A 23,010-nucleotide genomic window follows, 5' to 3' on the forward strand; every position below is an offset into this window, starting at 1 on the left:
CGTAGCGGAAATCAACCGGCAGAAATTCTATGTAAAACAACAATTTAGGAGAAAAGAGCCAAAGAAAAAGACACACTGAAGCTTTCAGTGTGTCTTTTAATAGTAAAAAAGATTAGCAGCAGTTAAGCAAGAGGCTTATCGGACGATATTCTAGACTTGCGGATGCCATCAAAGATGCTAATGCCGTCATAGATCAGGAAGGTTATGATCATACCTCCGATCAGCCAATTTTTAAATTGTGCGGCAGATATGGAGAATAAGTCGGCCATATAGGCAACAAATTCCTGCTGGAGTAAATTCGGATTTAATACGATGAAGATGAAAACGATGGCTGCGAACAGTTCAAGAACAGTGTTGTAGATGGCCATTCTTTTTGTCCATTGGCCGGCAATTAATTTGTAAAGAGCCAATCCAACTTCGAGTGCAATGATGACAACCACGATCGGCCAATAGCTGAGCAGAACTTCTTGATTGACCGCTGGGATTTTGAATTCCAGGTCTTCTCCGCCGCCTCTATAGATACCTATAAGGCGGTCAGCATAAAAGTAAAGTGTTGCCCAAATTGCTGTCCACATTAAGCTTCCAAAAACCTCAAACTTTGTAATGGCCTTTTTCTTGGGGATATAGGTGATGTTTTTCAAATCATCGGGAGTCCATGGCTTTAAACTTGGTGATAAAGGATGCTGATCTTTTCCTTTATCTACCCGTTCGATCATGGCAAACACGATCGTCAGCCAGAAGAACACCTGGATGGCGACTTCAATGAGCCTCCAAATTCCTTCCCCCATAAAATGGAGCATTACGTTCACAATTGTATCACCCTGGCTAAAATCAAAAATAAACTCCGCAGCAATGGAAATCAGCGCGATTGCAGCGGCAATCGGTAAGATCATTTTTAATAGTGATACATATACATCAAAGTAGCGCGGCCCAATGAGATGCATAGGCTGGTCCCGGTATCCGCTTGCTAATGCAGCCGGATTTCCCAGTTTCTTAAGGACCTCCTTAATATCTTCTTCACTATATTCATCTGGAAGCATATCCTCAATGGTTGAACGCAGCTCGAGTGCAATATCTGCACGGTTTTTTTCAGGCAGCCTGCGAGTGACTTCCTGTATATAAACTTCAATCAAATTCATCTTCCTCATCCCCTTTTAATAGCCTATTAAGTTCCATGGAATTTTTTATCCATTCCTTTCTTAACTGCAAAAAGGTCTCCAATCCAAACTCACTTAACACATAATATTTCCGCGGCCGGCTCTCAGACGTATCCCAGCTGCTTGTGACAAGCTCCTGTTTTTCTAAACGGCGAAGCAATGGATACAGGGTGCTTTGATCTATGGTTATGCCTGAGTCCTCCAATAATTGAACAAGTGAATAACCATACTGCGGTGTTCGCAGCTGGCTCAAAACGGCTAATGTCAGCGTGCCCCTCCTAAGCTCTGTCGTTAACGAATTTAATAAAGTGCTCATTCACCCACCTCACTTTTTATATACTATATGTCATACACTATATGGTTTATACTATGTATCATACAGTATTGTTGTGACAATAACAATATATTTTTTAAGATAGATGATTATGCCCACTAAAGCAGCTTGACAGGAGTGATGATCTAGCGGTCAAATTAATATTTCAGCAAGTGATTCTCCAATTGTAACCCTTCCGATTATTTGACTCCCTAGACTGATACACTCAAAGAGAAGATAAACTTCTAGGGGGAAATGAGAATGAAAAAAATGATTTTGTTTTTAAGCTTGATCATGGGGCTGGCGGCCTGTTCTGCGGCTGATGAAAGCACAGAAACAAAGAAGGAGGCTGCGAAAGATAAACAGGCTGAGGAAAATGAATCCGTTGAAGTGGATAAAGGGCTGCTGAATGTAGAGGTTACTTTGCCAGCTTCCATGTTTGAAGGAGAAGACATGGATAGCTCCATTGCGGAGGCAGAGAAAGAAGGCATCAAAGTTACAAAGAATGATGATGGATCTGTCACCTATAAAATGTCCAAAAGCAAGCATAAGGAAATGATGAAGGAAATCGAAGCAGAACTTCAGAAAACGGTTGAGGATACAAAGAATGGCGAGGATTACGCGTCTGTAAAGGAAGTAACGTATAACAAAGATTTCTCAGAGTTCACACTCGAAGTGGAAAGAGAAGCCTATGAAAATAGCTTTGATGGCTTTGCCGTGTTTGGGCTTGGTCTGTCAGGTATGTACTATCAATTATTCACCGGTGTTGATCCGGATGACTATGAAGTGAAAATCTTCGTGAAGGATACGGCAACTTGAGAGGTATTTGATGAGGTTGTTTATCCGGATGCGATGGAAGAATCAGGAGAAGAATCATAAATGATATTGCCTGCCCTCATTATAAAATAGGGCAGGCAATTTTTTATTGAATTAAAACACCATCGGAATAAACGTAACCCCAACTACTGCAATAACAAACAAAATAATAAGCGAAACCAAGCAATATCCCCAAATATCTTTTAAAGATAATCCTGACAAGCCTAAAGCCGGGAGCACAAAGAATGGCTGCAGTAAATTCGTTACTAGATCCCCAATTGAGACTGTGTTGATAGCTATTGATACAGGGATTCCCATCGTTTGTGCAGCTTCTACCATGATAGGGCCCTGGATTTGCCACTGGCCTCCAGCTGATGGCACAAAAATATTAACGATTGAGGCAGATAATAGACTGAAAAAGGGGAAAGTGAAATCGTTTGAAATGGCCACAATGCCGTTTGAAATCATGACAATTAAACCTGAACCAATCATCATACCCATGATTCCAGCGTAAAAAGGGAATTGAAGGGCGATGCCGCCGGCTGATGGCATGGCGCTGGTAATGGCGCTAATATAGCTCTTGGGAGAGCCATGTAAGGCCAATCCAAGGATGATAAAGCCAAAATTCAGGATGTTAAGGTCAAGATTGAAGCCATTTTTGGAAAAATACATAAATAGCCAGATTGCACCTATCCCGACGATTAGATAGTTTAATACTTTGCTATTGTCCAAGCGTTCCGCCAGGCTTGGTGCATTTTCAAGTGAAGCAGGTGATGTTTCCATGCTGGCTGCAATTTCATCGTTTTTATTAAAAGGAATGGCCTCATCTGATTTAGGCATCATTTTAATATAAGCAAAAATGACAGCAGCCAATCCGGCTAATGCGACAAACAGCATAGTCGGGCTCAAGATTGTTTCTGTTAATGGTATTAGGCCAATTTTCTCTTCTAAGGAGTGCTGTGGAGTATTCACTAGGAGAGGTGCTGTTAATGTAATGCTGATTGGGAGTATGGCAATCGTTGCGGTGTATGCTGCTGCTATGAGAATTCGAAAGTCTGCTGTCTGGACGTTTCTTGCTACTTCCATTGCAAAGAGCGTTCCTAATACAAACCCTAAACCCCAGCTTAAATAACCGCCAACAGCAGCGACAATCATGGTAATAATGATAGCTGACTTCTGGGTTTTTGGAATGGTCGCTCCTTTTTGAACCCATTTTTGGACAAGGGGTGCCTTAACAAGCGCATAACCCGTAATAATAATTAAGATCATTTGTGTAGTAAAAGCCAAAAACCCCCAAAAACCGTTGTACCAGTGTTCAATCATGCCAAAGAAGCTTTCGCCTGTCATGACCATGCCCATAGCCAAAACAATCAGGGTAAGAAGCAAGGCAAAAATGAATGCATTGGGTAAATACTTTTCAACACCAACTTTAAAGCTTTGCGAAATGGTTCTTAACATTTAAATCCTCCTTTAATTTGATTCTTATTTTCTTGGTATTAGACTTTTAAAAAAGCGCTTACATATTCGCAGAAAACAGGTTGACGAAGCAGGTATCACTTGAGATTATATAAACTATAGTCTATGAGTGTAGTTTTACAAACCGCAGTCTAATTGTCAAGTTTATTTTTAATTTTCTGAAAAGGGATGATTGTCGGGTGAATAAAAGGCAGCTGCAAGCATTGGAGACGAAGAAAAGAATTTTGAATGTTGCTTTGGAATTGTTTCAGGAGAAGAGCTTCAGTAATGTGACGGTTGATGAGATCATTGAAAAAGCCCAAACCTCCAAAGGGGCATTTTATAATCATTTTAAAAGCAAGCATGATATTTTCTTTGAAAAGTTTCAGGAAGTTGACCAGTATTATGTACAGAAATTAGAGCCGGAATTTCATTTATTCCATTCTGCCGAGGAAAAACTCCGGTGGTTTTTCTTTAAGCAGATGGAGTATATCGAGATAAATCTTGGCTGGGACGTTATTAGAACCATTTACGAGCATGAGCTCAATGTTGAAGCAGAAAGCTTTTTTTTAATACCTGACAGGCCGCTTTACCAAATCCTAAGAAGGTTATGTGACGAAGGAAAACGAGACGGGGAGCTTCGAACAGATCTTTCCACAGACGAAATGGTTGATATATTTGCCCGAACCATAAGAGGAATCCTATATGATTGGGGCATCAATAAAGGATCTTTTTCACTGCAAAAAGAGCAGAGCTTTTTATTTGATGCGGTGATAAGAGGGTTAAAAAAATAATAGATATGGAGTTAATAGGCCCCCATTTAAGGTGCCTTTTTCTTTTGAGATAGAAATGTGCAGGTATCTATTATTTCTAGCTGAAAGAACATAAAACAAACAATTTCTGAATATAAAAAATATTGACGCATAGACTGCAGTCTGTAAAAATAATATTAAAGACTATAGTCTATATAATCCTCTGGTTTTTTGAAAGCGTATACAAAAGGGAAGGTGGTCTATTTGCTTACCTATGGAAACTTAACATTGCACTCACTGCTGCAAAAACAAGCTGAGAGATTTCCTGAAAAGAATTTCATTGTTTTTAAAGATGAAACGATCACTTATCATGAATTCCTCAATCGCACAGAAAAGATGGCAGGCTGGCTGATGGATAAAGGAATACGAAAAGGCGATACTGTTGCTGCTTTCCTTTCCAATTCCCCTTTATTTTATGAGACCTGGTTTAGCTGTGCAGCCATCGGAGCCGTACTTTTGCCGATCAACACTGCTTCTACACCATCTGAACTTGAATATTTCTTAAGCCATTCTGATTCAAAGGGGCTGATTTATGAGGGAAACCTCGTAAATGAACAGCATTTGATGGTTGCGGAAGAGCAATCTCTGCTTTTTATTCAAAAGGATGAAGAGAACTGGAGCAGAGAAAAAGAGAAATGCCAATTCACCCCGGCGGATCAGCCTATCTATCCTGGTGATGTTGCCTGCATCATGTATACCTCCGGAACAACTGCAAAACCAAAAGGTGTGTTAATTACACATGAGAATTATTTATTTGCCGGACATTCTGCTGTTCTGTATCAGCAATTAACTCCAGAAGACCGCTACCTGGTCTTTCTGCCGCTATTCCATGTGAATTCGCAATACTATACATCCATGGCAATGCTTGCTGTCGGAGGAACCATTATTTTGCTGGAACGATTTAAATCCTCCACTTTTTGGGATGATGTCAAGAAATACAGGCCGACCGTTTCCAGCCTGGTGGCAACAGTCATCAAGATGCTGCTTGAGTGCCCAAAGCATCCAAGTGAGAAGGGACATACACTTCAAAAGGCAGGATACGGTCTTTTTGTTCATTATCAGGATCTGTTAAAGTTCCAGGAAAGGTTCGGAGTGAAGCTTTATCAATGGTATGGAATGACCGAATCCATCACGACAAACATCGTAACCCCACTGCATGAAGAGATGATGACTGATCCTGAATCTGGAATCGTGCCGATTGGCAAGCCCGGACTTGGCCAGGATGTGAGAATTATAAAAGAAGACGGGGAAGAGGCAGGACCGGGAGAGGTCGGAGAGATTATCATCAAAAGTCCGTCCCTTATGAAGGGGTATTATAAGAATCCTGAAGCGACTGCCAAAACCCTGCAAAATGGCTATCTATATACAGGGGATAAGGGCTATTACAACGAGGAGGGCTTTATCTGGTTTGTTGACCGCAATAAAGACATGATCAAACGCGCCGGAGAAAATATCTCTTCGATTGAAGTAGAGAATGTTCTATCAAGCCATGCGTCCGTTGAAGAATGTGCCGTGATTGGGGAACCGGATTCTTTAAGGGAAGAAGCGGTTATCGCCTATATTAGATGCTCAGAAGGAAAACAGGTTTCTTCCGATGAGCTTAATGAATTCTGTAAAGAACGTCTATCCTATTTTAAAGTTCCGCAGGAGTTCCGGTTTGCCGAGGACTTCCCAAGAACCTCGATTGGGAAAATCCAAAAGAATTTATTAAGAAAATAAATAATAGAGCAATAGATTATTTTATTAAAAGGGGGAAACTTTTGGGAATCAAAGGCGATAACTGGTGAAGATATCAGCGTTTCGGGCGGCAGGTAATAGAAATTAAAGGAGGCAGTTTTCATGAAAGGAATTTATATACTTGATGGTGCACGTACACCTTTTACTGAATTCGGAGGGTCGTTTAAGGACATAACCGATATTGATCTTGCTGTTTATGCGGCAAAGGAAGCCATTAAACGAAGTCAGGTATCAGAGGAAGATATCAAGGATGTTAATTTTGGCAATGTGATTCATACGAATCAATCATCTTCCTATTTAGCACGGCATATAGGGTTGAAAAGCGGCATTCCTCAGAGTACCCCCGCATTAACTGTAAACCGCCTGTGCGGATCAGGGATGCAGGCGATTGTCTCAAGTGCCATGACGATTTTGCATGGAGACGCGGAGGCTGCGCTTGCTGGCGGAACAGAGAACATGAGCCAATCCCCTCATGTTCTGCGCCAAACACGCTGGGGATCTCCTGGAGGTGCTCCCCCGGTTGATGACATGCTGTGGGGAACTTTAACAGATTCATATATTGGCTGCGGTATGGGAGTGACTGCAGAAAACTTAGCTGAGCGTTATTCGATTACGAGAGAAGAGCAGGATCAATTTGCAGTTGAATCGCATAAAAGGGCCGCAAGTGCTTCGGAATCCGGCCGCTTTGCTAAAGAAATAGTACCCGTTTCTGTTAAGCAAAAACGGAAAGAAGCTGTGATAGATCAAGATGAACACATTCGTCCAGATACCAATTTTGAAAAAATGAGCAGCCTGAAAACGGCTTTTAAAAAGAATGGAACCGTAACGGCAGGAAATGCGAGCGGAATCAATGACGGAGCTGCCGCCGTTGTTCTCGCAGGTGAATCCTATGCTAATAAGCACAGCAAAAAGCCGCTGGCACGCATTGTCTCCTGGGGGATTGCCGGTGTGGGTCCAGAAACAATGGGAATAGGCCCAGTCCCAGCCATGCAAATCGCTTTAAAAAAGGCAGGGCTGAGCTGGAATGATATTGGTTTAGTTGAGATCAATGAAGCATTTGCTGCACAATCACTGGCAGTGATAAAAGAACTGAAATTGGATCAGGAAATCGTCAATGTGAATGGAGGAGCCATCGCTCTGGGACATCCGGTGGGAACGAGCGGAGCAAGAATTAGCTATTCACTGGCTGTGGAGATGAATGACAGGAATGTGAAATATGGGATTGCTTCCCTTTGCATAGGAGGAGGGCAGGGGATTGCCCTGTTGTTAGAAAAGGTTTAAACCTTTCCTTTCTTTGGTTATTTTGTCAGTTATAAAAAGGAAACACCAGTTCATTAGTTCGTTTAATGCCTGGTGTTTTTTTCCGTAATTGGGCTATAAAAACACATATATGTGGGATTAAAGCTTGTTCCCTGGTATATGCATATTCCCTTTCAGCTCGTCATTCCCATCCTGTTATTTGTCATATTATCGATTAAAAAACGCTTGAAAAAAGCTTAATGATCACGCTCAAGCATGTTCATACGCTGATTCATCAACCATGTATATTCACTTTTTTTTCATTAGAAGCTTATTGTGTACTTTCATTGTGGTCATTAGCAATGGAACTGTAATCACTAACATAAAAATTAAAATTACAGCGTTCATATAGTATTGAATATCAGGTTTATATCCATATGTACTGAATAGATAAAAAGAAAAGAGGAACAAACCAGATAAAAACAGCTCAAAAATGAATGTAATCATAAAAAATAGTACATAAGGAATAACGATCCCTTTGTGAGAAACGTGTTTTAAAGTTAATCCGTCCCAACATAGGTCCGCTAATTTATACATTTTCCTCATGGTCACCACTCCTAGGAACATACTTTATATATAGTATGTCCAAAAAGCCGCATTTTCCCTGTTTCATCCAATTTAATAATAATAAGTGATTTAATCTTGGTTGGCATTTTGGCGAGGTTGGCGGACAACATATTTTTCATGCTTTACCAAGATATAGAGATGATCTTCTGGCAGGTAAAGGAATTTGCTGTTATTGGATGCAATTACCTATTGGACAATATAGACTCTCCATATTTTCTTCAAATATATCTGGTAAAAATTAAATAGTGCAGAAGAGGGAAAAAGGATGAAACAAATTAGGGTATTCATTGGAGTATTATTATTTTCTATATTTAGTCTAACAAAAAGTGTTTTAGCCCATAATGGCACTGATGATCAAAGCAGCACAATTGACGTATTTGATCAATGGAATTTTATTTTAGCCGGGGTTTTAGTAGTTATTTAAGCTGTTTTTATCTATCAATTAGAAGATCAAAGAACAGGTGGCATCATTATGAAAGCGGTACTGGAAGTCGTGCAGGGAACAATGATTGGCTATATTTTCTTTAAATGGGCAAGGAAGGAATTGATAAAAGATGTCATTCCAGGTAAATCCGTTACAGGGGTTGTGAAATAGTGAAGAAAAAGGAAAGTGTCTTAGTGATTGATGATGAATGGAACATGAGGAACTTACTCAAAATTCATTTATCTCCCTACTTTGAAGTCGCAGAAGCTTCAAGTGGGGCAGAAGCGTTTGGTGTACTTAAAAAGAAGAAAGCAGACTTAGTGATACTAGATTTAATGATGCCTGAAATGGATGGCTGGGAAGTTTGTAAAAAATTAAGAAAAACAAGTCAAGTTCCAATCCTTATGCTTACAGCGCGAGGAGAAATAAAGGACAAGGTTCAAGGATTTACTGTTGGTGCCGATGATTACCTTGTTAAGCCTTTTAACGCAGAAGAATTACTTGTTAGAGCTAAAGCTCTTATTAGGCGTTCAATGTTATCATCAGAATCTAATTTAGTCTCTGATGGGGTTATTCAACTATCAGATTTGAAAATAGATCAAAAAGAAAGGCAAGTTTATATAAAAAATATCGCTTTAGAGTTAACTCCTAAGGAATATGATCTTGTTCAGCTTCTTGTGTTAAATCCAAAAACAATCTTTACACGAGATATGCTTATGGATCACATTTGGGGGATTCATGACGTTCTTGATATTCGTACAGTTGATTCTCATGTTAAAAATGTGCGGGAAAAGTTTCGGAAACATAATCTTTCGTTTAATCCAATAAAAACAGTTTGGGGAAAGGGCTATAAATTTCAAGCCCCTGAAGATGGGCAATGAAGTGGAACAGTATTGTTGTAAAATTAGGTTCAAGTATTTTACTTTTAGTTTTAGCTATTTTACTCCCATTAGGTTTTATAATGAATCAGATATTTTCTGGTTTTTATTTTAGCAAAGTACAGGAACAAATTGATCATTTGTCAGATCGTTATGCAGGCTCGATAAACTCATTGGATGAACAGCACCTTAAAATGTTCGAATTGCTTGCAACCATGATTGATCAAGAAATCGTAATCGTTGATGACTTGGGAATCGTTGTTGCGAATTCAGGAGTACCAAGTTTGCCTAAAGGAGAAAAAATCAATTCAGATAAGATTAACTTGCTGGCAAATGACTCAGCTACTCAATACAAGTATTACGATGAAATAAATAATAAACGTTATTTAAGTATTGGAAAGCCGATTTATTCTGATCAGGTGTTCATTGGCGGAATCTTCGTTTTAGCTTCAATCGAAGACATGTATAAATCGGTGGATATAATAGAAAAGTCAGTAATTTTAGCAGGAATAGGCGCTATTTTCTTAGCACTCGGCTTTACCTTTATCTTATCACGTAAATTATCAAACCCACTTTTGGAAATGGAGAAAGCAACTCGTAAAATCGCAAAAGGTGATTTAAATGCTAGAGTTTCTATACGGACAAAAGATGAAATCGGCTCACTGGCAATTGCTATAAATGATTTAGCTGTTGAATTACACCGATATCGGTCGAACAGAAGGGAATTTTTTGCAAACATTTCGCACGAGCTGCGAACTCCCATTACGTATCTAGAGGGTTATGCAAATGCATTAGAAAATAATCTATATCAATCTGAAGAAGAAAAAAAGCAATATCTTCAAATCATCCAGCAAGAAGCAGGCAGAATGTCTAAACTGGTCAATGATCTATTTGAGTTATCTAAAATGGAGGAAGGAAAAGTTGAATTGCTTTTTGAGGATGTAGATTTGGTTGAAGTAGTCGAAAATGCACTTTTAAAGACGCAAATGAAAGCCAAAGAAAAAGGGTTACAATTGGATTTTTACAGATTGCCTGACTTTCCGATTATATATGCTGATGGTTTAAGAATGGAACAAATCATTATTAATTTAATTGAAAATGCCATTCGATATACAAAGCAAGGTTTAATTAAAGTTAAGTTATCAAGTGATTCAACTACTGTAAGGTTAACGATTGAAGATACTGGTATGGGTATTCCAAAAGAAGATGTTCCCTTTTTATTTGAGAGATTTTATCGAGTTGAGAAATCAAGATCAAGAGAATTCGGGGGAACTGGGCTTGGTTTGGCGATTGTTAAACATCTCGTTGAACTTCAAGGCGGGACCATTTCAGTAAAAAGTAAAGTTGGAAAAGGGACATGTTTTGAGCTTACATTCCCAATCGATAAGGGGGATGCTCAGTGAAAAGGATGGAAGTGGTTTTATCCATTTTTTTAATTGCAGCTGGACTAATCTGTTTAACCATGTCTGGTTCATTAATGTTTGAGCAAGGTTTAACTGTTTATTTAAGAACGTTTATTCAGGTTTGTTTATGGATGGCAATCCCTATTATTTTGATAGGTGTATTTTTCTTATGGAATAGAAAAAAGAGGAGATAAATTTTTATGAAGTTAAAATCATTATTTACATTTTTAATCGTATCTTTATTTACAATTCCGGCTGGTGTATTTGCACATGGGACCGAGGAAGAACATCGGCAAGAAGTCGTTACGAATCCATTTTTAACATCTGGCATTGTTATTTCAGCCATTTTATTAATTGCAGGGGTCATTGTACTATTTATGGTTAAGAGTCGTTTAAAGACAGTGAATGTACAAAAACAAGAAGGAAGAATCAGAAGAGATAAGTTAAACAAATGCTTAAAAATAAGCCAGTGGGTTTCCTTTATATCCCTAATATCCTTTATTGTTACAGGTGCATTTGTACTATTAAGCGATGATACAAATGATAAGAAAGTTGAGTTTATGCATATTCATGGTTTAGGTTATGTCCACTGCTGTAAAAACCATCATCTACCATAGAAAAGCCCATATAGTCATGTTTTTCACCCTCTGCATGACTCCACATACCGTCTTTAAATACTTTTAAGCCATCATGTGCAGGTACATAAACTTCAGATCCATCATTTGTGGGCAAAACCCTAGAGATGTTAGATTTATACGGGGAAATTGATTTCCATGGAATGGCTGCAGGTTATAATTCTCATGCAATTTATGTTATAAATCCGCAAGAAAATTCACGAATGGATGACACTGGCTTGTATTACTCAACAGATGATACAAAAACTTGGACAAAAAGTGAAATGGAAGGTCTAAGTGGTCAAATCTCAACAATAGCCGTACATCCAACAAATGAAGCCATTGTTGCTTTAGGAACGAATGAAGGTCTTTTTGTCTCACATGACTACGGTCAATCATTTGATTCCATTTCAGACTCTCCAATAACAGCAGTTTCGTTTTCTAAAACAGGCGAATTATTTGCTGGAGGTGTTTCTAATGAATTTACTCTTTCAAAATTTAATATTGAAACAAATGAAGAAACAGCACTTTCAATCCCATCATTGAGTGGAGAAAATGCAATAGCCTATATTGCAGTTAATCCAATAGACGAAAAACAGGTCATATTGACAACCTTTGAAAAAGATATCTATATGACAAAAGATCTTGGTGGAAATTGGAATCAACTAGCTGAAAAGGGTAAGGGGATTCATCTTAAATCAGATGAAGAGGAGTAATTATTTATGATGATGGGTTATGGAATGATGTTAAGCATGCTGTTTTGGATTGTTTTGATTGGATTTGCTATTTACGGCTTTATATTATTGATCATGAAACCATTTGAAAATAAATCCAACAATGCTATTAATATCTTAAAAGAACGCTTTGCGCGTGGAGAGATTGATGCAGTGGAATATAACGAAAAGAAAAATCTCTTGAAAGATTGATCGTAACCTTCATAATTAATCAAAATTAAGTTAGTAGTCTTGCTGAAAATGAACTACAGGAAACAGACTAAAGGAGAGAATTTTTCCCCTTTTACAAATAGGAGGTTACCTAAGGTGGACACAATTCAGCCAATTGATCGAATAGCATTCGAAGTTGGCCCCATAACAGTCTATTGGTACGGCATTATTATCGCTTTTGGTATTTTTATAGGGCTGTATTTAGCTGCAAAAGAGGCAAAACGTTCAGGATTCAATAAAGATATTATTATAGATTTAATGATGTGGGCTATTCCAATTGCTATTATTAGTGCAAGGCTGTATTATGTCATTTTTAAATGGGAATATTACTCTAATCATTTAGGTGAGATTATAGCTATTTGGGAAGGCGGTATTGCCATCCACGGAGCGCTTATTGGTGCTGCCCTTACTGCTATTGTATTTGCTAAAAAAAGAGGTGTTTCATTTTGGAAGTTAGCTGATATTTTAGCTCCTAGTATTATTTTAGGGCAAGCAATAGGCCGATGGGGAAATTTTATGAACCAAGAAGCACATGGCGGGCCTGTAACCAGAGAATTTCTTGAGAACTTGCAGTTACCTGATCTGATTATTAATCAAATGTTTATTAACGGACAATATTACCACCCTGCTTTTTTATATGAATCCATTTGGAATATAGCTGGATTTATCGTTCTGCTATTGTTACGGAGAATCAGCCTTCGCCAAGGTGAATTATTTTTAAGCTATATAATCTGGTATTCTATTGGGCGTTTCATTATTGAAGGAATGCGGACAGATAGTCTGATGTTAACGGAAACATTAAGAATGGCGCAATTTATTTCTATTATGTTAATTCTAAGCAGTGTAATGATTATTTTTTATCGAAGGAACCAATTATTGCCAAAATAGAGTCTTTTAAAACTGGAAGTTCTCCATACTTTCTTCAAACTTATAATCTAAAATTGCCTTGATCAAACTAAAGGAGGTAATCTTGATGAAAAAGAAAATTGCATTTATTTCATCTTTTGCATTAGCAGCATTGCTTGTGGCTGGCCAGTTTACTTTTGCGGAAAAACCAGACAGTATGATGAATATGATGAGCGGTAAAGGCATGACGAAGATGATGGAAGCAATGAATTCTCCTGAAGGGCAAAAAATGATGAAGGCTTGTGAAGAATTTATGGAATCAAGTGATGATAGTGAAGTGAAAGACACATCATTGTAAAGTCTAAAAGACCTTCTGCTGAAGGTCTTTTAAACTAATTAGCAAAAGGGATAAAGATGATGGAATGGTTACTATAGTTGCTACGTACATTAATGATGCTGTTCTGCATGAAGGGAATGTTTACTGGAGGATTGTCATTCAAAACAGGTAAATAATTCAGCAGACGACATGAAGTCATTGCCCATGCAAGTTAAAATCTACAGGAGCAAAATATGAAGCTAATGGATGAAATGAAATCATTTAAAGAAGCAAATGTAATCTCTATTTCTAAATATAAAGATACAAATCAAAAAATCACATCCTAATGGCAGCCGAAATCTGGTTGCCTTTTCATATTTAATCTCTTAACGTTTGAGGAGGAAGTTTTTTGCTGGTTTATCGTCATATTTTTACTTTATTAATATTTTCATTTTTAATTCAGTTTCTGATGACAGGATCATCAGGATTTGCTCATTCGACCTTGCAGCAAACATATCCAAAAGAAGGGGAAGAGCTGCCAGAAAGCCCATCTTCGATTGAATTGTGGTTTCAGGATCCTGTCGTTTTACATTCTGAATCTATTCAGCTGGAGGATGCTTCCGGAAATCAGATTGATTTAGAAAAAACAGTGGCCGATCTCGCCGATAAATCTCATATAATAGCTACCTTAACTGAAAAAATACCAGCTGGTCATTATGTTGTAAAAATAAACGTAATCGCATTAGATGGTTTTGTCCTGCAAGAAGAATTAAATTTCCAGGTGGAAAAACAAGAGGACAGACAAAAGAAAGAGGAGTTAAAATTACTTAAATACTCGCCAGATGATGGTGAGATTGTAGAGGGTTCTCCTCAGAAAATGGATCTCTGGTTTAATCAGCCAACTGAAATAACTGCTATTGGTGTCTTTGATGACAAACAGCAATCTATTAGTACAAAAGAACCTTTCGCAGATCCCAATGACCCTAATCATATAATGATTGAGTTTGCTGAAGAATTACCACAAGGAACATACCAAGTAACGTGGTATGCACATCCGAGCAATTTAGATGGTAGAAATCAACCAGATATTCTTGATGTTTTTTACTTTGCTGTAAATGAGTTTACACCCATAAAACAACTAAATGCGGGCGAACCAGCAAAATCCATTTGGTTTGAGAATATGGGATTTAAACAAATAGGTTACTGGCTGCAATTTATGGGGATTACCATTTTATTTGGCAGTACATTTTTTCATTCAGTAATATTGAAACAACACAATTTATTAAAATGGCGTAAGCTTTCTTCTGTTTTATTGCTTTTTGTCATATTTGGTATCTCTATTGTTTTAATAGACCAAAAGGGGGAATTAGAAAGCCTCGCATTAACACAATTTCTATCATTAAAGTTTGTATGGATACCTATATTGCAAATTGTTCTGCTTTTTACTGGAATACTGTTTAAAAAAGCTAAATTATTTCTTTATGGAATTGCATTACTGCTAATGCCTCTTATAACCGGGCATGCTGCATATCCTCGCTATGGCGGAAATTTATCAGTCATTGTTAATGCGGTACATTTATTAGCAGCATCGATTTGGATTGGAGGATTATTTGCAATTATAACCATTCCTAAAAAAGAAAAAATAAAGGAATTACTAAAAGAAACTCTTCCAACTTACTCGAAATGGGCATTTATAAGTTTAGTGGTCATTATAGTTACTGGAATATATATGACAAATCAATATGTCCCTTCTTTTTCAATTAATAGTTTCATCAAAAGTGAGTGGGGAAAGGCCATTGCGGTGAAGATAACAGCAACGCTAATTATTTTTATTTGGCCCCTTAACAGGTGCAATTGCTGAATTCAATGTCAGTGAATCCAGTCATATGCTGAATCCAACCTATGAACAATGGCGATTATTATCATTCGGAAGGTATATAACTCGATTAGATTTCCTCTCCATTTTCCAATGGTTATCCGGTGCTTTTATTCGGATTAGCTTAAGTATATTCTTATCCAATTACATTTTATTTGGCCTTAACAAAAAGTGGCCCATATTCGTCATTTATTTTCTTTTATTCGCTGCTGCATATATACCCGTAAAACCAGTTCAATTTGCTCACCTTTTAAATGATGTTTACTATCCATCTAGTCTTATATTCCTGATTGCTTTTATTTCACTATTTTTAATCATTATTCTATGGAAGAAGCAAGGGGGGGATCAGCATGCCAGTGAGAAAATATAGAACAAATCCCTATGATCAGATAGATTTATGGATAAACAACATCTCTGAAATTCAGAAAAAAGAAATGAGATTCGAAACAAAAAACAATGATTCTTTAGACATTATTTTTATCTATCATCAGTCCTTAACAGATAGTAAATATTTAAATGAAACGGTGATTCCTCGTATACGAAAAGAACTGATTTTGTATGAAACAGCTGATAACATTACACTGGATTATAATCAATTTACATTTCCGGCCCATGATACCGCTAACTTTAAAGTGGAATTTGAAGAAAGGGTATTTGCCGGATCAGTGGTTATTTTTATAAAATCGAACGATCAGGCTTTCCATTATGTAGATGCCTCTAATATACCTAAAAGGACTCCCGAGGAATCAAATACGGAGGTTTCGATTCGCGGACCGCGTGACGGCTTTGTTGAAAGCATCAGTGATAATATTGCGCTAATCCGTCAGAGATTAAAAACAACGTCATTAAAAAGCATTCAGTATACCCTGGGTAATCGAAGTCACACTAAAGTCTATCTCATTTATTTGGAAGATGTTCTAAATCAAAACATTCTTTCCCTAATACAAACAAGATTAAAAAATATTGAGGTCGACATTTTAACATCCAGTAATCAGCTTGAAGAACACTTATATGATAAAACATGGTCAATGTTTCCACTAACAGATTATATGGGGCGTCCCGATTATGTTGTTGACGCAATGAACCAAGGGAGATTTGCCATTTTAGTTGATGGAAACCCAAGCTGTATTATTGGCCCTACCAGTTTAAATGCTTTATTAAATTCGCCTGAAGACTCGCATCTTAGTTTTTTCTATGGAAGCGTTGAAAAAATTCTTCGTATTGTAGCACTATTGACTACCATATTTTTACCGGGATTTTGGGTTGCCCTTAATACTCACCATTTGGACCAGCTTCCCTATCCAATGCTGGCAACCGTTTCAACCTCGCGTTTGGGGCTTCCCTTATCTACTGGTCTTGAAATGGTTATTATGCTTATTTTATTTGAACTATTTAAAGAAGCAGGTATCCGGCTGCCAAAAGCTGTAGGGCAGACGGTGGCTGTATTAGGAGGATTAATTGTCGGTGATGCAGCCATTCGTGCTGGGCTTACATCTCCTACCATGCTGGTTGTCACAGCGATTACGGCCATTTCCAGCTACACCCTTGTTAATCAGAGTTTGTCCGGAAATATCCTGATCCTCCGATACTTTATATTAATTATTTCGATTATGCTGGGTCTCTACGGATTTTTCTTGAGCCTCCTATTTTTAGCGTGCTATCTTGTCTCATTAAAAAGCTTTGAGCAGCCGTATGTACCCATATTGGCCAAACCCATCATAAGTGATTTTGTAAAAACGTATTTCCGAATTCCTGATAAATGGAATAAAAAAAGAAATACCGCCTATCAGCCTATAGACGAGGACCGTAAAGAGGATGAATAATGAAAAAAACTCATTTTTTACTTTTGTTGCTAACGATTCTTCCCCTTCAAGGATGCTGGGGAACTGTCGAACCACATAGTCAGAATTATATTGTTGTATTAGCTTTTGATTTTAAAGACGATGAATATTATGTCTATACTCAATCCCTAAGTTTTGCCAACATCGCCAAACAAGAAGGCGGAGCTCTGCAGGAAGCACCTCCTTCTCTCATAGGAAAAGGAAAAGGCAATTCGTTTGAACAAGCACTTAGAAACCTGGAAGAAACTTCTCCATTACCATTCCACTATGGTCAAATTAAAAATATTATTTTAAGCGATTCAGTTATGAAACAAAAACTGTCAAATTTCAAAGACTTAATATCAAGAAGTACATTTTTCCGCTATAATACATGGGTATTTGCAACAAAAGAAGATATGATGTCGATTTTGGAGGGAGAAAGCTTTTTTAATTTGCCTCCTGTCTATAGCCTAATCTACTATCCGGAATCCTTAATTGATGAAAATAGTTATTTTCCGGTGGTTCGTTATCATCAATTTTTATCAAGTTATACCGAAAAGGTTAGTTCTATTATCATTCCTTCCATTTCTATAAATAAATCAGACTGGAGTGAAAAGAAACCTAAAAAGATCGTTGTAATTGATGGAGGATATGTGCTTGAGCAGAATAAAGAAACGGTTTTTCTGAATAAGGAGAGTCTTAGGGGCATCCGATGGACGAATAAAGAATACAAGAAATTTCATGTTCAAACCAAACAGGATGATCATGTGGTTGCATTTGATATCAACGATGCAATATTCGATATTGAAACGTTACCAGGTACTCAGCCAGCCTTTCAAATAAATCTGGAACTCAAAGCAAATGTAGTTCAAAATGATGGGCACTTTAAGACTCCACAATTAAAATCCATATTAGAAGAAGAAGTGAAAAAAGAGATCAAAAAGACTTATATAGAAGGAATCAATGAAAACCATGATGTTTTTGGTCTGGCTGAAATCCCTTATCGATTTGAACCTGAAAAATGGTCCATTGATCAATTGAAATCGTTACAAGAAGATTCGTTGCAAAAGGTAGAGGTTAAGGTTCGAATTGATTATGAAGGGGATGTAAAATAGTATTCACCTTCCTCTACGTCTTCAGTTCTTCAGGGTATTCCAAGTGCACAAATGCCTGAAAATAAAGACAATGAGTCTGCATTTAGAATCATTTTTTGATAAAGTTTGTTCAAGGATGCTGAAGATTGGGAGGGGTTTGTAAATAAGTAAATCAACATTATCACAAACTCAATTATGTGATAGATGAAAAAAGTGGTATTTTATTGCACCTTCTTATTTCATTTAATGGCGCGCTTGTGGAGCAACGGAGGTAGAAAATGATCAAAATTTTTTATAAAACTGAAACTTAAAAAGGTTCAATGCAAGAAATGACTGCTCAATTAGTATTAACGCCAATTTTGTAATCTATGGATATTCTTTTTGTGAGAATGAATAGAAAGTAAATGTTATTCTTTTTGCATGATTTCCAAGTCAAGTTTCCCTATGAATAATCCAGCGACCCAAGAACCCATTAAAACCAAAATATTTTCAAAGTGGGCACCTCATTAGATGTCCATTTTTTTATTTTAAAATTTTCAGAATAATGATTGTTTTCAAAAGGAATCTATGGTAATTTATTAAAAACGAAGCCAAGACTTCAAAAATTACAAAAATACAGCACAAACTTCATTTCGAAGGTGACCACTACATGATGCTAAAAGAAACCATAGAAAAAGAGTTTAATAGCCTTTCCAAAGGCCAGCAGAAAGCGGCAAAGTATTTGCTGGATCATCCAAAGGATTTTGCGGTGAAGTCAGCAGGCGAGATTGGCAAAAGAATCGGGGTTAGTGAAACGACCGTGATTCGTTTTTGCTATTCGATTCACCTCTCGGGCTATTCGGAGCTTCAAAAGATGGTTCGCGAGCAGCTGCTGCAAACGAATAGCACGCTTGGCCAGTATTTCACGCGCAAGGTGGAGCTGGCGGAGAAGCCTCATTTCTTTGCGAATGCAATGGAGAAGGATTGCCACCATATACGCGAGACCATTCACAATATTTGTGAGGAAGACTTTGATGGATTGGTGGATCGTATAATTGGAACGAATACAGTTTATGTAACCGGTTTGAGATCTTCTTTTTCGGCTGCAAGCTGGCTGGCATTCACACTGGGAGTAGTACGAGGCAATACAAAGCTAATCCGGCCGGATACGGATGATTTGCTGCTGACAACCAGTGAAATGGATGAGGAATCAACATTTATTGCGATTTCGTTTGACCGTTATATGAAGGATACGATTAAGCTGGCGGAGCTGGCGAAAAAGCAGGGGGCTTTTGTGATCGGGATTACGGATTCGAGTATCGCACCGATCAAGGAATATGCGGATTTGCTTTTTCATATACACTCATCGGAAAAATCGACGATTGATGCGGCACCAGCCTTGTTTTCATTTTTGAACGCAGTTATTGCAGGTGTTTCTATTAAGGACAGGGATCGATTCCAAAAACGGAAAGAACAATATGAAAAGCTGGATAATGATCACTTTTTTATTCAGCCGGGAGGGAAGATGGATTGAGAGAATACATGGAAGAATTAAAACCTGTGATTGATTGTGTTTTTAAGCATTTGCATGAAAATCCCGAGATCAGCTGGAAGGAATATAAAACGACGGAGTATTTGCAGACGTTCCTTGAGCACAGGGGATTTGATGTTCAGGTGTTTGGAGATTGTCCGGGCCTAGTTGTCGAGGTTGGGGAAGGCAGTCCATGTGTTGCACTGAGAGCGGATATGGATGCGCTCTGGCAGGAGGTGGATGGCAAGTTTCAGGCCAATCATTCCTGCGGCCATGATGCCCATATGAGCATGGCGCTTGGAGCGATGCTTCTGCTTCAAAAAGCAGGAATCCCTTCAAAAGGGAAACTGAAATTCATTTTTCAGCCGGCTGAGGAAAAAGGGACAGGTGCTTTGAAGTTGATCGAAAAGGGTGTATTGGATGATGTGGATTACTTATACGGTGTCCACCTTAGGCCTATTCAGGAGATTCGTGATGGAGAAGCATCCGCAGCCATTTATCATGGTGCAGCAAGATTCCTCACAGGAGAAATTATTGGCGAAGACGCTCACGGCGCACGGCCGCATCTGGGACAGAATGCGATTGAGATTGGCGCATCCTTAGTGAACGAAATTAAAAGCATTCATCTGGATCCGATGGTTCCTTATACAGTGAAGATGACCAAGTTCCATGCAGGCAGTAATTCAGGCAATATCATTCCGGGCAAAGCTTCCTTCAGCCTGGATCTGCGGGCACAAACCAATGAGGTGATTGCCGCTCTGTCTGAAAAAGTTGAAACGATTACTGAATATTTATCGAAATTATATGGTGTAAAGATCACATTGGAAACGAAAGCGAATGTGGCCGCTGCAGAGGTAGGCGAAGAGGCGCAGCATTTTATGGAGAAAGCCATTGTGGATGTCCTTGGCAAGGAACAATTAAAGGATCCGATCGTCACTTCAGGCGGAGAGGATTTTCATTTTTACACCTTGAAGAAACCGAATATTAAGGCCACAATGCTTGGATTGGGCTGTGACTTGCAGCCGGGGCTTCATCATCCGAAAATGACATTTAATCGGGAAGCCATCTATTCAGGAATCGAAATCCTGGCAAGTACGATACTGCATACTTTGGAGAGTAACGGAAAGGGGGAATAACAATGGTTTCTACCTTGGAATTAAGGGTTCTTAAGACATCGGAAGATATGAAACGAATTCAGAAACTGGAACATGAGATTTGGAATATGGCTCCGCTTCCTATCCATCAAACCATTACAGCGGCCCAGAATGGAGGACTGCTGCTTGGAGCCTTTCACGAAAATGAACTGGTTGGCTTCAGTTACGGGTTTGCCGGTTTTAACAAGGGAACTGGCTATCTGTGCTCCCACATGCTTGGCATTCACCCTGACCACCAGGATAAAGGCTTGGGTGCCCTATTAAAACAGAAGCAGAAAGAGATGGCTTCCGAAATGGGCTATGACTTGATCACGTGGACATTCGATCCGCTTGAAAGCCGGAATGCCTACTTGAATCTAGCCAAGCTCAGCGCCATCTGTTCTACTTATGTGGAAAATTGCTATGGGGATATGGATGACAGCTTGAATCATGGCCTGCCAACGGACCGATTAAAGGCAGAATGGTGGATTAATAGTTCACATGTGAACGCACCACTGCAGGTAGAATCAGAATCTGCACAGAATCCATTCGTCTGGGGCGTGTCGGAGGACGATTTTCCGATCCTATTAAATACAGACTGGGAAGGTTCATTGGGTCCTGTGCTTGTACCGGTTCCCGCAAACTTCCAGGCTATTAAAAACCAAAATTACGAACTTGCAATGGATTGGCGCTTTAAAACGAGAGAGATTCTGAAGCGGCTGTTTGCTCATGGATATGCGATGACCAGTTTTAAAAAAGGAAATGAAGGACTCGTGCATTACTATGTATTGGTCCAAAGAGATGGGCTTGAACTCAACTAACAGGAAAAGGCGGGATGGATTATGAAAGTGACAGAAGTTGTATTGCGCCATATGAAAATGAGAATGAAGGCACCTTTTACCACAAGCTTCGGAACGTTTCAGGATAAAGAATTCCTTTTGCTTGAAGCCAAGGATGAAAACGGCTTGAGCGGGTGGGGGGAATCTGTTGCGTTCCATTCACCCTGGTACAATGAAGAAACACTGAAAACGAATTGGCATATGCTGGAGGACTTTATTATACCGGAGCTATTGAACAAGGAAATTGGCCACCCTGATGAAGTGTCCGAGACCCTATCTTACATACGTAAAAATAATATGGCGAAGTCAGCCTTTGAAGGTGCTGTTTGGGATTTATATACGAAGCAGAAAGGCATTCCGCTGGCTGCGGCCATAGGCGGGACAGCCACTGAAATTGATGTGGGAATCAGCATCGGCATTCAGGATACCGTGGAAGACTTGCTGCGCCTGATCGAAGAGCATGTGCATGAAGGCTATAAGCGGATTAAAGTCAAAATCAAGCCAGGCTGGGATGTTGATGTCATGAGGGAAGTCCGCAAACATTTTCCGGATGTGCAGCTGATGGCTGATGCCAACTCTGCCTACAGGCTGCAAGATATTGAGCTGTTAAAGCAGCTGGATGAATTTGATTTAATGATGATTGAACAGCCACTGGCATCAGACGACATCATCGACCATGCCACGCTGCAAAGAGAGCTCAAAACCCCAGTTTGCCTGGATGAAAGCATCCATTCTTATGAGGATGCCAGAAAGGCGATTGAGCTTGGAAGCTGCAAGATTATTAATATTAAAATCGGCCGTGTTGGCGGGCTGACTGAGTCCAAGAAAATTCACGATCTATGCCAGGAGCGCGGTATTCCGGTATGGTGCGGCGGCATGCTTGAATCAGGAATTGGCCGTGCGCACAATATCGCTTTAACGACTCTATCAAACTTTGTCATGCCAGGGGATACAGCGGCTTCATCACGCTATTGGGAGAAGGATCTAATTGAACCGGAAGTGACCGTTGATAATGGAATCATTCGAGTGCCAGAAAAACCAGGCCTTGGATATGAGCCTGATCTGGAAGCGATCAAGCAGTTTACTGTTTCGGAAAAAAGCTATTCCTAGAGGGAGAGGGGTACCCTCTTCTCTTTTAAAAACAATTGTCGCAAAAT

Annotated in this window: 24 protein-coding genes; 21 read left to right on the forward strand and 3 right to left on the reverse strand. The window is 38.9% G+C overall.

What is annotated here, in order from left to right; all coding sequences use genetic code 11:
• Nucleotides 1-122: 122 nt before the first annotated feature.
• Nucleotides 123-1,139, reverse strand: a complete 1,017-nt coding sequence (locus L634_RS0104310; protein ID WP_026581381.1) for an HAAS signaling domain-containing protein — start codon at nucleotides 1,137-1,139, stop codon at nucleotides 123-125.
• Nucleotides 1,126-1,473, reverse strand: a complete 348-nt coding sequence (locus tag L634_RS0104315) for a PadR family transcriptional regulator (protein WP_026581382.1) — start codon at nucleotides 1,471-1,473, stop codon at nucleotides 1,126-1,128. The genes L634_RS0104310 and L634_RS0104315 overlap by 14 nt, the downstream gene beginning before the upstream one ends.
• Before the next feature lie 258 nt (nucleotides 1,474-1,731).
• Here L634_RS0104315 and L634_RS30585 point away from each other — a divergent pair, with 258 nt between their 5' ends.
• Nucleotides 1,732-2,289 carry a hypothetical protein gene (locus tag L634_RS30585; RefSeq protein WP_157452348.1) on the forward strand — a complete coding sequence of 186 codons (558 nt, stop codon included), beginning with the start codon at nucleotides 1,732-1,734 and terminating at the stop codon, nucleotides 2,287-2,289.
• Nucleotides 2,290-2,400: 111 nt separating this feature from the next.
• Here the strand turns inward: L634_RS30585 and L634_RS0104325 are convergent, their stop codons facing one another.
• Nucleotides 2,401-3,744, reverse strand: a complete 1,344-nt coding sequence (locus tag L634_RS0104325; protein WP_084028824.1) for a short-chain fatty acid transporter — start codon at nucleotides 3,742-3,744, stop codon at nucleotides 2,401-2,403.
• 197 nt (nucleotides 3,745-3,941) lie between these two features.
• Here L634_RS0104325 and L634_RS30590 point away from each other — a divergent pair, with 197 nt between their 5' ends.
• The 20 genes from L634_RS30590 to menC all read left to right on the forward strand — a co-directional run bounded on the left by L634_RS30590 (nucleotide 3,942) and on the right by menC (nucleotide 22,963).
• Nucleotides 3,942-4,535 (forward strand): TetR/AcrR family transcriptional regulator, encoded by a 594-nt coding sequence (locus tag L634_RS30590; RefSeq protein ID WP_051428223.1) that lies wholly within the window; start codon nucleotides 3,942-3,944, stop codon nucleotides 4,533-4,535.
• A 222-nt stretch (nucleotides 4,536-4,757) separates the two neighbouring features.
• Nucleotides 4,758-6,272, forward strand: a complete 1,515-nt coding sequence (locus tag L634_RS0104335) for a class I adenylate-forming enzyme family protein (protein WP_026581384.1) — start codon at nucleotides 4,758-4,760, stop codon at nucleotides 6,270-6,272.
• A 120-nt stretch (nucleotides 6,273-6,392) separates the two neighbouring features.
• Nucleotides 6,393-7,571 carry a thiolase family protein gene (locus L634_RS0104340; RefSeq protein WP_026581385.1) on the forward strand — a complete coding sequence of 393 codons (1,179 nt, stop codon included), beginning with the start codon at nucleotides 6,393-6,395 and terminating at the stop codon, nucleotides 7,569-7,571.
• A gap of 850 nt (nucleotides 7,572-8,421) precedes the next feature.
• Nucleotides 8,422-8,580, forward strand: coding sequence for a hypothetical protein (locus tag L634_RS33275; RefSeq protein WP_157452349.1), 159 nt, complete (start codon nucleotides 8,422-8,424; stop codon nucleotides 8,578-8,580).
• A 48-nt stretch (nucleotides 8,581-8,628) separates the two neighbouring features.
• The gene (locus L634_RS34170; RefSeq protein WP_157452350.1) at nucleotides 8,629-8,751 is read left to right on the forward strand and encodes a hypothetical protein; all 123 of its coding nucleotides are present in this window, start codon (nucleotides 8,629-8,631) and stop codon (nucleotides 8,749-8,751) included.
• Entirely contained in the window at nucleotides 8,751-9,461 is a 711-nt protein-coding gene (locus tag L634_RS0104365) for a response regulator transcription factor (protein WP_332249029.1), read from the forward strand. Before L634_RS34170 ends, L634_RS0104365 begins: the two co-directional genes overlap by 1 nt.
• Nucleotides 9,458-10,861, forward strand: coding sequence for a sensor histidine kinase (locus L634_RS0104370; protein ID WP_026581388.1), 1,404 nt, complete (start codon nucleotides 9,458-9,460; stop codon nucleotides 10,859-10,861). The genes L634_RS0104365 and L634_RS0104370 overlap by 4 nt, the downstream gene beginning before the upstream one ends.
• A complete protein-coding gene (locus L634_RS0104375; RefSeq protein ID WP_026581389.1) occupies nucleotides 10,858-11,055 on the forward strand; it encodes a hypothetical protein in 198 nt (65 codons plus the stop codon). Before L634_RS0104370 ends, L634_RS0104375 begins: the two co-directional genes overlap by 4 nt.
• A gap of 6 nt (nucleotides 11,056-11,061) precedes the next feature.
• Nucleotides 11,062-11,478, forward strand: a complete 417-nt coding sequence (locus tag L634_RS0104380) for a hypothetical protein (RefSeq protein WP_026581390.1) — start codon at nucleotides 11,062-11,064, stop codon at nucleotides 11,476-11,478.
• 125 nt (nucleotides 11,479-11,603) lie between these two features.
• Complete coding sequence (locus L634_RS30595) at nucleotides 11,604-12,191, forward strand: WD40/YVTN/BNR-like repeat-containing protein (protein WP_157452351.1); 588 nt, start codon at nucleotides 11,604-11,606, stop codon at nucleotides 12,189-12,191.
• A 6-nt stretch (nucleotides 12,192-12,197) separates the two neighbouring features.
• Entirely contained in the window at nucleotides 12,198-12,401 is a 204-nt protein-coding gene (locus L634_RS0104390; RefSeq protein WP_026581391.1) for an SHOCT domain-containing protein, read from the forward strand.
• Between the two features lie 114 nt (nucleotides 12,402-12,515).
• Nucleotides 12,516-13,307, forward strand: a complete 792-nt coding sequence (gene lgt / locus L634_RS0104395; protein ID WP_026581392.1) for a prolipoprotein diacylglyceryl transferase — start codon at nucleotides 12,516-12,518, stop codon at nucleotides 13,305-13,307.
• Nucleotides 13,308-13,392: 85 nt separating this feature from the next.
• Nucleotides 13,393-13,623, forward strand: coding sequence for a hypothetical protein (locus L634_RS0104400; RefSeq protein ID WP_034261935.1), 231 nt, complete (start codon nucleotides 13,393-13,395; stop codon nucleotides 13,621-13,623).
• Between the two features lie 367 nt (nucleotides 13,624-13,990).
• A complete protein-coding gene (locus L634_RS0104410) occupies nucleotides 13,991-15,442 on the forward strand; it encodes a copper resistance CopC/CopD family protein (protein WP_026581394.1) in 1,452 nt (483 codons plus the stop codon).
• A 365-nt stretch (nucleotides 15,443-15,807) separates the two neighbouring features.
• Nucleotides 15,808-17,280 carry a spore germination protein gene (locus L634_RS0104420; RefSeq protein WP_034261938.1) on the forward strand — a complete coding sequence of 491 codons (1,473 nt, stop codon included), beginning with the start codon at nucleotides 15,808-15,810 and terminating at the stop codon, nucleotides 17,278-17,280.
• Nucleotides 17,280-18,392, forward strand: a complete 1,113-nt coding sequence (locus L634_RS0104425; protein WP_026581397.1) for a Ger(x)C family spore germination protein — start codon at nucleotides 17,280-17,282, stop codon at nucleotides 18,390-18,392. Before L634_RS0104420 ends, L634_RS0104425 begins: the two co-directional genes overlap by 1 nt.
• Before the next feature lie 628 nt (nucleotides 18,393-19,020).
• Entirely contained in the window at nucleotides 19,021-19,884 is an 864-nt protein-coding gene (locus L634_RS0104430; RefSeq protein WP_026581398.1) for a MurR/RpiR family transcriptional regulator, read from the forward strand.
• Nucleotides 19,881-21,017, forward strand: coding sequence for a M20 peptidase aminoacylase family protein (locus L634_RS0104435; RefSeq protein WP_026581399.1), 1,137 nt, complete (start codon nucleotides 19,881-19,883; stop codon nucleotides 21,015-21,017). Before L634_RS0104430 ends, L634_RS0104435 begins: the two co-directional genes overlap by 4 nt.
• Before the next feature lie 2 nt (nucleotides 21,018-21,019).
• Nucleotides 21,020-21,835: a GNAT family N-acetyltransferase gene (locus L634_RS0104440; RefSeq protein ID WP_026581400.1), complete on the forward strand. Its 816-nt coding sequence runs from the start codon at nucleotides 21,020-21,022 to the stop codon at nucleotides 21,833-21,835.
• 21 nt (nucleotides 21,836-21,856) lie between these two features.
• The gene (menC, locus tag L634_RS0104445) at nucleotides 21,857-22,963 is read left to right on the forward strand and encodes an o-succinylbenzoate synthase (protein WP_026581401.1); all 1,107 of its coding nucleotides are present in this window, start codon (nucleotides 21,857-21,859) and stop codon (nucleotides 22,961-22,963) included.
• Nucleotides 22,964-23,010 lie beyond the last annotated feature (47 nt).

The organism is Bacillus sp. J33 (assembly GCF_000518885.1).
Lineage (GTDB): Bacteria > Bacillota > Bacilli > Bacillales > Cytobacillaceae > Cytobacillus.